Raw genomic sequence first — 8,561 nt, forward strand, 5'->3', positions numbered from 1 at the left:
CCCTCACCCCACCCCTCTCCCCGCAAGAGCGGGGCGAGGGAGCCCGCCGGCATGAGTTGTTAGTTCGTCGTTCGTCGGATTCAAACAGGCGCGCGGCGCTGCGCCGTCGGCACCCTCTCGTTCGTCATTCCGGGGCGCTCGCGAAGCGAGCGAGCCCGGAATCCATACGCCGCAGCATCTACGGTAGGGTACGGCAGCGGATCTCTTAGTAACCAGCCGAGAGCGTAGGGGTTATGGATTCCGGGCTCGCGCCAAGAGGCGCGCCCCGGAATGACGAACGTGTAGTTCGTAGGGGCGGCCAAGGCGCAGCGCCGTCCCAGCACGTCCGATAGCGCGGAGCGCCGTCCCCACGCGTTCGGGCCTCACGTCGTCTCGCCGACCTTCGCGCCCGCCACCATCTTGCGCAGCTCCGGCAGGCACGAGCCGCAATTCGTCCCCGCGCGCAAACTCTTGCCGATCGCCTCGACACTGACCGCCGTGCCGCTGTCGATCGCGTCGCGGATGGTGTGGAGGCCGACGCCGAAGCAGGCGCAGACGGTCGGGCCGGGGTCGGCGAGGCCGTCGGTAGAGCGGCCGGACAGGACGGCGCGGCGCTGCGGGACGGGGAGAGCCTCGGCCTCGAACAGCGCCTTCACCGCGTCCCATTGCGGCGCGGCGTCGGCCGGGCCGACGAACAGGCAGCCGACCAGTCTGCCGTCCTGAAACGCTGCGGCTCGATAGCTCTGCCGCGGCTCGTCGAGATATTCGGCGAGTTCGACGCCATCGCCGAACAGCGCCGCCGCCTGCGCCCGCCATTCCGCCGCGGAGGCATTGCTGGCGATCAGCGCCGCGGCGCCGCCGCGCACCGCGACCTTGGCCCACCAGCTGTCCGCCGGCAGCTGCAGCGTGCCGCGCGTCAGCGCAAAGCCGCGGAGTGCGTAGTCCACCGGCGCGATCGCGGCCGGGGTCGCCTTGGCTTCCGGCTGGCCCGAGAACGGATCGGTGATCGGTGCCACCAGCGCGCCGACCCGCGCGTCCGCCGCGGTCTCGCCGCTCCAATGGATCGGCGCGAACAACGTGCCACGCTTTTGGCCGGCGCTGATCATCACCTTGAGCACGCAGGCGCCATAGCGCGTCGTGATCCGCGCGAAGCCGCCGTCGAGCAGCCCATGCTGGGCGGCGTCGTCCGGATGCAGCTCGACGAACGGCTCCGGCAGATGTGCGCTGAGCCGCGGGCTGAGGCCGCTACGCGTCATGGTGTGCCACTGGTCGCGGATGCGGCCGGTGTTGAGCAGCAGCGGAAACGCGGGCGAGGGCGCTTCGTGCACGGCCGGCGGCGCCGGCGCGATCAGCCGCGCCTTGCGATCCGGCGTGTAGTAAGCCCCGTCCGCGAAGAACCGCGAATCGGCGAGTGGCGCGCCGGCGGGCGCCGGCCACTGCACGGGGGCCAGCGCGTGATACGCGTCGTCACTCAGCGTCGCCAGCGCGCCGATGTCGAAATCGCGGCTGCCGCCGTTCTCGAACGCCGACAGCGCCGCGTGTTCGCGGAAGATGTCGGCGGCGGAGCGATAGGCGAAGGCCTCGGCAAAGCCCATGCGCTGCGCGACCTGACCGACGATCCACCAATCCGGCTTGGCTTCGCCGGGCAGCGGCAGGAACGCGCGCTGCCGCGAGATCCGGCGTTCCGAATTGGTGACGGTGCCGTCCTTCTCGCCCCACGCCGCGGCCGGCAGCAACACATGCGCACCGGCGGCCACGGTGTCGTTGCTGATTACGTTCTCGGAGATCACCAGCAGGTCGAGCTTCTTCAGCGCCTCCTGCACGAAGCCGGCACGCGGCAGCGAGACGGCCGGGTTGGTCGCCATGATCCACAGCGCCTTGATCTCGCCGCGGCCGATTGCGTCGAACAGCTGCACCGCCTTCAGCCCCTCGCGTTGCGCCATATTCGGCGCGCGCCAGAACCGGCCGACACGATCGACGGAGTCGGGCTCGAACCCCATATGCGCGGCGAGCTGATTGGCGAGGCCGCCGACCTCGCGGCCGCCCATCGCGTTGGGCTGGCCGGTGAGCGAGAACGGCCCCATGCCGGGCTTGCCGATCCGGCCGGTGGCGAGATGGCAGTTGATGATCGCATTGACCTTGTCGGTGCCCTGCGCCGACTGATTGACGCCCTGCGAATAGCAGGTGACGACCTTCGCGGTGCCGCGGAACAGCGCAAAGAATTCGGCGATGTCGGCCGCCTCGACGCCGGTCGCCGCCGCGATGGCGGTGAGATCCGGCGCGATCTCGCGGGCGCGCACCAAAGCTTCGGTGAAGCCGGCGGTGTGCACGTCGAGGTAGTCGTAGTCGAGCCTCAGCGTGTCGGCGAGATGCACCAAGAGGCCGCTGAACAGCGCCGTGTCCATGCCGGGCGCGACCGGCAGATGCAGGTCGTCGTCCTCGACCGTGGCGGTGCGGCGCGGATCGATCACCACGATCCTGGTGCCGCGCGTGCGCTTGTTGGCGAGCATGCGCTGATACAGCACCGGGTGGCACCATGCCGCGTTGGAGCCGACCAGCACGATCAGATCGGCCTCGTCGAGATCAGCGTAGCTGCCCGGCACGGTGTCGCTGCCGAAGGCGCGGCGATGGCCGGCCACCGAGGACGCCATGCACAGCCGCGAATTGGTGTCGACATTGGCCGAGCCGATAAAGCCCTTCATCAGCTTGTTGGCGACGTAGTAGTCCTCGGTGAGCAGCTGCCCGGAGAGATAGAACGCGAGCGAGTCCGGGCCGTGCTTGGCGATGGTCTCGGCGAACCCATTCGCCACCGTCGCAAGTGCGTCCTCCCACGACGTCCGCGCCATTGCGCTGTCGGCACCGCGCCGCATCGGGTGTAGCAGCCGCGTGTCCAGTGCCAGCGTTTCACCGAGCGCCGACCCCTTGGAGCACAGCCGGCCGTAGTTCGCCGGATGCTCGGGATCGCCGCTGATCGCGGCTCCGCCGAGGCCGTCGGGCTTGGCGAGCACGCCGCAGCCGACGCCGCAATAGGCGCAGGTGGTGCGGACCGCCGGCGGATGTTGCGCGGAAGCATTCATCAGTAAACGTCCTGCTGGTAGCGACCGTGTTTCTTCAGGTCGGAGACGAAGGCGGTGGCTTCGGCCTGCGTACGTGCGCCGTGCTGGGCGACGATGTCGACCAGTGCCAGCTCGACATCCTTGGCCATCCGCTTGGCGTCGCCGCAGACGTAGATGTTGGCGCCCTCGGTGAGCCAGCTCCACAGGTCGCGGCCGACCTCGCGCATACGGTCCTGCACGTAGATCTTTTCGGCGCCGTCGCGCGACCACGCCAGCGACAGCCGCGTCAGCAGGCCGCTGCGCTTCATCGCGTTGAGCTCATCGTCGTAGAAGAAATCGCAGGCGCTGCGCTGATGGCCGAAGAACAGCCAGTTCTTGCCCGGCGCATTCACCGCCTGGCGCTCGTGCAGGAAGGCGCGGAACGGCGCGACGCCGGTGCCGGGGCCGATCATGATGATCGGCTGGTTCGGATCGGCGGGCAGGGCGAAATTGTGCGCCTTCTGCACGTAGACTCGGACGGTGTCGCCCGGCGCGACGCGTTCGGCGAGGCCGGTCGAGCAGACGCCGAGTCTCTGCCGCTTGCCTACAGTGTAGCGTACGCAATCGACCGTCAGCGACAGCCGGCCGGGGATCGGCTTGGGCGACGACGAGATCGAATACAGGCGCGGCTGCAGCGGATCGAGTGCTTCGACGAAGGCTTCCGGATCGGGCCGGATGCCGGGAAACTTCTCCAGCGCCGCCAGCACGTCGAGCGTCGCGGCGTCGCCGTCGGGATCCTCGCCGTTGGCGAGCGCGCGGGCGGTCTTCCGCTTGTCGCCGCCGGTGATGTAGCTGATTAGCTGGAACAGCATGTCGGGCGCCGGCGCCAGCGACACGGCGTCGGTCAGCACCGCGCGCAGCGTGCGGTCCGCGATCGGGAAGTCACCGGGCGCGCCGAGCGCTTTCAGCACTAGATCGACCAGCGCTGGATCGTTGCTCGGAAACAGCCCGAAGGAGTCGCCGACCTCGTAAGCGAGGCCGTCTTCGAGCTCGAACTCGATGTGCCAGGTCTCCTTCTCGGACGAGCCCTTGTTCAATCGCCGACGGGACAGCACTTTGGCGGTCGCCGGATTATCGCGCGAGGTGCCGCGCGGCGGCAGCGCTGCGGTCGGCGCAACTTCGGTCGTAGCGGTCGGCGCAGCGGCGGCGGGCGCGCTGCCGATCTGCTCGGCCAGCGTCTTGACCATGCGGGCGGTGTCCTTGCCGCCGGGGGCGCACAGGTTCAGCCGCGTCTCTTTGCCTTCGAAGATCGCGCCTGAGTAGTTGCGGCAGTCGTAGCCGCACTGGCCGCAATCCTGCTGCGCCATCGCGGCCATCAGCTTCCAGCGCAGCGGCTTGCTTTCCGCCAGCTGCATGCGCTCGCCGATCGGCAGCGTCTGGTCGTGCCACGGCGCGCCGCCGTCGTCGTCTTCGGCCGCGGGCGCGGGGCCGCCGGCGAGGAGCGCCGCCGCTTGTTCGCTCGACAGCGCGGTGACGCCGCTGCCGTCCAGCGAGACGAGGCCTGCGAAGAAGCCGTTGAGCCAGGCGCGCTGCTCATCGGAGAACGGCGCGCTCTCCGGGATCAGCATCGGGAGCGGGGGCGGCATATTCTGGCTCATGCCGTGGTCTCCGGCGCGGTGGCGAACAGTTGCTTCAACGCGGCCTCGTCGTGGCGGCGGGTGAAGTCGAGGAAGGTTTCGTCAGGCGAGGTGCGCTGCGCCAGATACACGCCCAGCATCCGCTCGATCACTTGCGGCGCATCCTCCTGCTTGACGTCGCGCAGCACCTCGGTGCCGATCGCCGCGCGCTCGCCGAACGCGCCGCCGACATGGATGTGAAAGCCGTTGACGCTGTCCTCGTCCGAGATCGCCACGCGCGCGCCGATCAGGCCGATGTCGCCGATGTAGTGCTGCGCGCAGGTGTTGTGGCAGCCGGTGACGTGGATGTTGATCGGCGTGTCGAGCGTGATACGCGGCTCGCACCACTGCGCGATCGCCTCGGCGGTCTCCTTGGTCTGCGCCGCGCCGAACCGGCAGCCGGTGGCGCCGGTGCAGGCGATCAGGCCGGCGCGCAGCGGGCTGGCATCGATCGCGAGGCCGAGCGCGACGATAGCAGCCGTCGCATCAGCAATGCGCGTATCAGCGACGCCGGAGATCAGCAGGTTCTGCCAGACGGTGAGGCGGATATCGCCGTCGCCAAAGCTGCGCGCGATGTCGGCGAGGCCACGCATCTGCGCGCTGGTCAGCTTGCCGAGCGGCAGCCTGACGCCGATCCAGTTGAGCCCGGCCTGCTTCTGCGGGTGCACACCGATATGCGCGCTGCGATCCTGCGCCGGACGCGGCTGCGCGGCCTCGGCCGGGACGCGCACCAGCTTGCGGCCGAGGCGATCCTCGACGAGCGTCAGGAACGCATCGAAGCCCATCCGATCCAGCACGTACTTCAATCGCGACTTGTTGCGATCGGTGCGGTCGCCGTGCTCGATGAACACGCGCACGATCGCGTCCGCCACCTCGGTCGCCTCATCCGGCCGCACGATCACGCCGGTGTCGCGGGCAAAGTCCTTGTGGCCGGTGATGCCGCCGAGCGCGAGGCGGAACCACACGCCGGGCTCGACGCCGAACCCATCCGCGATGTTCACCGCCTGAAACGCGATGTCGTTGGTGTCCTCCAGCGTCGGGATCAGCCCGCCGCCGTCGAAGGCGACGTTGAACTTGCGCGGCAGGCCGTAGAACGCGCGCTCGTTGAGGATGTGGAAGTGCCACTCGCGGGCGTAAGGCCGGGTGTCGAGCAGTTCCTGCGGATCGATGCCGGCGGTCGCCGAGCCGGTGACGTTGCGGATGTTGTCGGCGCCGGAGCCGCGCGCCCACAGGCCGAGGCTCTCGATGCCCTCGATCAGCGTCACGGCGTTCTTGGGCTCGATTTCGCGCATCTGCAGATTGGCGCGCGTGGTGACGTGCGAGTAACCGCCAGCGCAGTTATCGGCGATGTCGGCGAGCCCCGCCATCTGCCACGAACTCAGCACGCCGTTGGGAATGCGCAGCCGGCACATATACGAGCTCTGCGCCGGCGCGACGTAGAACAGGCCGTAATAGCGCCAGCGGAAATTGTCGGCCGGCTTCGGCGGCACATTGTCTTTCGCCTGCTGCTTCAACCGCCGATAGGCGTCGAACGGATGCTCCTCGCGCTTCCACTTCTCCTGCTCGGCGAGTTTCTTGCCGGCGGCGGTGAAGCGATCCTGCGCGGCGATATGGATGGCGTCCGGACCAGTCGGCGCGGCGGCGCCGCCGGCGGGCAGGGCGCCGCGCTGCGCCCGTGCGGCGGTGACGCCGGAGGCAAAACCTTCGAGATAGCGCTTCTGGTCGATCGTGAATTCGCTGCCCATCAGTCCCTCACGCCGCCACGGTCTTGTCGGCGCGGGCGGCGAGCGCGCGGCCAAACATCATGTCGTTTCGGATGGTTTCGATCGATCGGCCGGAGCGGATCAGTTCGAGATACCAGAGCCCATCGTTCGTATCGCCGAACAACACGCAGCCGGTCAGCTTGCCGTCCTTGATCACCAGCTTGCGATAGCTGCCGAGCCCGGGGTCGGTCATGATGATGGCTTCGGAGCCGGCGCCGCCGAGGAAATCGCCGGCCGAGAACAGATCGACGCCCGACACTTTGAGATTAGTTGCGAGCACGCTGCCGCGATACGCGCCGTCGCCGCCGGACAGATGCGACGCCAGCGCCCGCGCCTGTTCGTAGGCCGGCTCGACCAGGCCGTAGCAGGCGCCGCGATGCTCGGCGCATTCGCCGATCGCGTAGATGCCGGGCAGGCTGGTCTGCAGCTGATCGTTGACCAGAATGCCGCGGCCGATCTCGATGCCGGCGCCGCGCGCCAGCTCGACATTCGGCCGGATGCCGGCGGCGACCACGACGAGATCGGTCGGCAGGCTGCGGCCATCGGCGAGCAGCACCGCCTCGACGCGGCCGTCGCCGCTGATTGCTGCGGTGTCGGCGCTGAGTTCGACGCTGATGCCCTTGTGCTCCACCGCACGTTTCAGCATCGCCGCGGCAGTCGGATCGAGCTGGCGCTCCATCAGCCGGTCCATCAGATGGATGACCGTGACCTGAGCGCCGGCTTTGGCGAGGCCGTAGGCGGCCTCGAGCCCGAGCAGGCCGCCGCCGATCACCACGGCGCGGCGGCCGCCGGACGCGGCTTTCTCGATCGCCGCGACATCCGCGAGATCGCGGAAGGTCAGCACGCCGGGCAGCTCCATGCCCTTGACGGCGAGGCGGATCGGCTTCGAGCCAGTGGCGATCACCAGCTTGGAGAACGGCAGCGTCGCGCCGGTGGCGAGACGGACGCGGCGAATGCCGGCGTCGATCGCGGTGGCGGCGGCGCTCTGGCCGTACAGCAGCGTGACGCCGCGGTCGCGCCACCACTGCGCCGGCCGCAGCTCGATCTCCGCCCTCGACACTTCGCGCGCCAGCACCGACGACAGCAGCACGCGGTTATAGGCGAGCCGCGGCTCGTCGCCGATCACCGCGATCGCGTAGCGGCCGAGCGAATGCTTCGCCAGCTCCTCGACCAGCCGCACCGCCGCCATGCCGTTGCCGATAATGACGAGCGGCTCGCTCATCGGCGCGCCTTATGCTGCAGGAGAGCGAAAGCGACGCGGTCTTGTTCACCCTCCCCTTGAGGGGGAAGGTCGGCACGCACCCCGCATAGCGGGATGCGCGACGGGGTGGGGTGAGCCGCGAGCACGGCGGATGAACTCGTCGCCACCCCACCCCGCTCGCTGCGCGAGCGACCCTCCCCCTCCAGGGGAGGGTGTGGGGGCCGCGAGTCGCGGCTGACGCCTGCGTTCATCCGAAATCTCGCAAGGTCCGTCATCACGCCGGCACACCATAAGCTTCGCCGATCATGTAGCTCGACAGCGTAGTGTAGGCGCCGGTCCAAGCCTCCTTCAGCTCCGGCGTCCAGGCGTCGCCGAGGCCTTGTTCCAGCGTCCACAGCAGGGCGGCGCCGACGGGTGCGTAGTGCGCGGCGGTGACGCCGTAGCCGACGTGGTGCTTGGCGAGGCGGCTGGCCGCCGGCAGGATCGACGGCAGGTCGGTCAGGCCGCCGACCACGACGGCCAGCGTGCCCATCAGCTTTTTGCCCTGTTCGCGGATGTCAGCCTTGGCGAACAGCGGCTTCACCTCGGGGGCGATCTCGAACAGCCGGCCGTAGAACAGGCTCGCCGCCTGCTCGGAGATCGGCGCGACTTTGCTGAAGCTCTGCTGCACGAGGGCGATCTGGTCGGGAGTCATGGTCGGTCCTCCGGTTGGGGCGTCATTGCGAGGAGCGAAGCGACGAAGCAATCCAGCTGCGTGCTTGGCGCTCTGGATTGCTTCGCTGCGCTCGCAATGACGGGTGCCTCAGTCTCACGGTTGCCAAGTTCACTCCGTCATTCCGGGATGCGCCCCGCTTGGGGCGCAGGCCCGGAATCCATATCCCCTGGCGGTGGTTATGGATTCCGGGCT

5 protein-coding genes are annotated in these 8,561 nt (G+C 69.0%); all 5 read right to left on the minus strand.

Going from position 1 to position 8,561, the window contains the following annotated elements; translation table 11 throughout:
• Nucleotides 1-362 precede the first annotated feature (362 nt).
• Nucleotides 363-3,056 carry a nitrate reductase gene (locus IP86_RS24330; RefSeq protein WP_054165018.1) on the minus strand — a complete coding sequence of 898 codons (2,694 nt, stop codon included), beginning with the start codon at nt 3,054-3,056 and terminating at the stop codon, nt 363-365.
• Complete coding sequence (locus tag IP86_RS24335) at nt 3,056-4,672, minus strand: sulfite reductase subunit alpha (protein WP_054165019.1); 1,617 nt, start codon at nt 4,670-4,672, stop codon at nt 3,056-3,058. The genes IP86_RS24330 and IP86_RS24335 overlap by 1 nt, the downstream gene beginning before the upstream one ends.
• The gene (locus IP86_RS24340; protein WP_054165022.1) at nt 4,669-6,435 is read right to left on the minus strand and encodes a NirA family protein; all 1,767 of its coding nucleotides are present in this window, start codon (nt 6,433-6,435) and stop codon (nt 4,669-4,671) included. The genes IP86_RS24335 and IP86_RS24340 overlap by 4 nt, the downstream gene beginning before the upstream one ends.
• A gap of 7 nt (nt 6,436-6,442) precedes the next feature.
• Nucleotides 6,443-7,675 (minus strand): NAD(P)/FAD-dependent oxidoreductase, encoded by a 1,233-nt coding sequence (locus IP86_RS24345; protein ID WP_054165020.1) that lies wholly within the window; start codon nt 7,673-7,675, stop codon nt 6,443-6,445.
• Nucleotides 7,676-7,928: 253 nt separating this feature from the next.
• Nucleotides 7,929-8,348, minus strand: a complete 420-nt coding sequence (locus tag IP86_RS24350; RefSeq protein WP_054165021.1) for a globin family protein — start codon at nt 8,346-8,348, stop codon at nt 7,929-7,931.
• Nucleotides 8,349-8,561: the final 213 nt, after the last annotated feature.

This window comes from Rhodopseudomonas sp. AAP120, assembly GCF_001295845.1.
In the GTDB taxonomy this organism is placed as follows: domain Bacteria; phylum Pseudomonadota; class Alphaproteobacteria; order Rhizobiales; family Xanthobacteraceae; genus Rhodopseudomonas.